Below are 2579 nucleotides of genomic sequence, written 5' to 3'. Positions count from 1 at the left end.
CCCCCCCCCCCCCCCCCCCCCCCCCCCCCCCCCCCCCCCCCCCCCCCCCCCCCCCCCCCCCCCCCCCCCCCCCCCCCCCCGGGCGCGAGGTCGGGCACCGCGGCGCGGGCTCGGGCGGCGCACCCCGACGGCCCGGGAACGCCGACGGCCGCCGTCCCGGTGCGGGACGGCGGCCGTCGGAGAGGACTGCGGCTACTGGTCGTAGCGGCGGCGGAAGCGCTCCTCGAGGCGGTTCTTCAGCGGCTGCTTGCGGGGCTTGCCGCCGCGGCCGCGGGCGGTGCTACCGCCGCGGGCGCCGGCCGGGCCGGCCTCGACCGCGCCGGTGGCGGAGCGGTAGTTCAGGACGCCGAGCGCGGCGCCGCCGAACATGACGAGGAACCCCAGGACGCCGAGCGGGACCGAGGGGGCGACGGCGCCACCGACGAGGACCGCGAGGCCCACCACCACGAGCAGGGCGCCCAGTTGCAGCTTCCGCCGGGCCCTGAGCCTGCGGTCACCCGTGCGGACGGAGGAGGCGAACTTCGGATCGTCGTCGACGAGGGCGCGCTCGATCTGCTCCAGCAGTCGCTGCTCGTGCTCGGAGAGCGGCACGGATGCCTCCAGGTGGGCCAAGGCCTGATCCGCCGGGTCCCCCCCGGCGGTACCCACGAGGATACGAGCCGTTCACGGGGTGCGAAAGGCGAGCGCGCGGCGACCCGCCCACGGTGGACCGGGATCACCCCCGCGGGCGGTCGCGGACCCGCCGGTCGCGGTCGCGGTGCAGCAGCGTGGCCGGCCGGACGGCCCCCGCGCCGAACCTCCGGGCGGCCCGGTCGGCGGCCAGCTCGGCGTCGCGGCGGCCGTGCTCCCGCTCGCCGAGCTCGAGCTGGCGCGGCGTCGACCCGGCCTGCACCAGCCGCTCGGCACGCACGCCCACCAGCCGCAGCCGGGCCCGGTCCAGGCCGAGGGCGTCGAAGAGGGCGCGGGCGGTGTCGTAGAGGTCCTGCCCGACGTCGGTGGGGACGTCGAGGGTGCGGCTGCGGGTGATCGTGGTGAAGTCGGCGAAGCGGACCTTGATGCTCACCGTGCGCGCCAGCCAGCTCCCCGCGCGCAGCCGGCCCGCCGTCCGCTCGGCCAGGCGCAGCAGCTCCCGGTGGACGACCGCGGGGTCGTCGACGTCGGTGCCGAAGGTCTCCTCGTGCCCGATCGAGCGCTCCGGCTCGTCGGGGACCACGCGGCGGGGGTCGCGGCCCCAGGCCAGCTCGTGCAGCGAGCTGCCGGCCGCCGGGCCGACCGCCCGCTGCAGGGTGCGCGCCGGGACGTGCGCCAGGTCGCCGACGGTGCGCAGCCCCAGCCGCAGGAGCACCTCCTCGGTCTTGGCACCCACCCCCCACAGCGCGCCCACCGGCAGCGGGTGCAGGAAGTCGATGACCTCGGCCGGGCGGACGACGAGCAGCCCGTCGGGCTTGGCGCGGGTGGAGGCGAGCTTGGCCACGAACTTGGTGCCGGCCACCCCGACCGAGCAGGTGATGCCCTGCTCGTCGAAGACCCGGGCACGCAGGTACTCGCCGATCTCCGCCGCGTCGCCGAGCCGGCGGCCGGCCCCGGACACGTCGAGGAACGCCTCGTCCAGGCTCAGCGGCTCGACCAGCGGGGTGACCGACCGGAACAGCGCCATGACCGAGCGGGAGACCTCCGCGTAGAGCGCCATGTCCCCCGGCAGCACGGTGGCGGTGGGGCACAGCCGCAGCGCGCGGGCGGTGGGCATCGCGGCGTGCACCCCGTAGGCGCGCGCCTCGTAGGTGGCCGAGGTGACCACCCCGCGGTTGCCGGCGCCGCCGACGATCACCGGGGTACCGGCCAGCTCGGGGTGCCGGCGCACCTCGACGCTGGCGAAGAAGGCGTCCATGTCGACGTGCAGCACGCTGCACCCCTCCGCACGCCCCGCTGCCATCCCGCCCCGCCTCTCGAACACGTGTTCGGACCGACCGGAGGAGAGTAACGGCCCGCCGCGGTCCCCGGCGCGCCGTCGGCAGACGTGTCCGCGCGTGTCGGGAAACGGCAGGTGGGGGCATGTGTGGCGCGCTGCGGATCGGGTTAGGTGGGACACGACCGACCGCCGTCCGGCGGACGGCTGCGACAGTGACCGGAGGAGCTCGATGGCGCTCGACGACGACGACATGACCAGCGTGGAGGGTCCGGCCGACAGCGGCGCCGGCGAGGGCACGCCCGGCCACCAGGACGGTGGCGCCGACGGCGGTGCCGACAGCGGCGCGGGCCACGGTCCGGCCGACGGCGGCGCGGCGGGCGGCGGCTCCGACGGTGGCGCGGACGGCGGTGCCGACGGCGGGGCGGACGGTGGCGCCGACGGCGGTGCCGGCCACGGCCCGGCCGACGGCGGTGCGGTCGGCGGCGGCTCGGACGGTGGCGCGGACGGTGGTGCCGACGGCGGCGCGGACGGTTCGGCCTGAGCCAGGACCAGGCCGTCGCGGGGGGGGGGGGGGGGGGGGGGGGGGGGGGGGGGGGGGGGGGGGGGGGGGGGGCCGCCCCACCCCTCTCGCCCCACCCACCCCACCCACCCCCCACCCCAGCGCCACGAC

At 78.6% G+C, this 2579-nt stretch carries 3 protein-coding genes; 1 reads left to right on the top strand and 2 read right to left on the bottom strand.

Features of this window, described 5'->3' with window-relative positions:
- Positions 1–192: 192 nt before the first annotated feature.
- Positions 193–591 (bottom strand): DUF3040 domain-containing protein, encoded by a 399-nt coding sequence (locus tag ACI79X_RS23355; protein WP_457027811.1) that lies wholly within the window; start codon positions 589–591, stop codon positions 193–195.
- Positions 592–715: 124 nt separating this feature from the next.
- Positions 716–1903 carry a DNA polymerase IV gene (gene dinB, locus ACI79X_RS23350; RefSeq protein ID WP_457027810.1) on the bottom strand — a complete coding sequence of 396 codons (1188 nt, stop codon included), beginning with the start codon at positions 1901–1903 and terminating at the stop codon, positions 716–718.
- A 235-nt stretch (positions 1904–2138) separates the two neighbouring features.
- Here dinB and ACI79X_RS23345 point away from each other — a divergent pair, with 235 nt between their 5' ends.
- A complete protein-coding gene (locus ACI79X_RS23345) occupies positions 2139–2450 on the top strand; it encodes a BatC protein (protein WP_457027809.1) in 312 nt (103 codons plus the stop codon).
- The last annotated feature ends 129 nt before the right edge of the window (positions 2451–2579 follow it).

The sequence above is a fragment of the Geodermatophilus sp. SYSU D01119 genome, from assembly GCF_054049975.1.
Note: the sequence above shows the minus strand (reverse complement) of the source record. Positions and strands in the feature narration are given on the sequence as shown.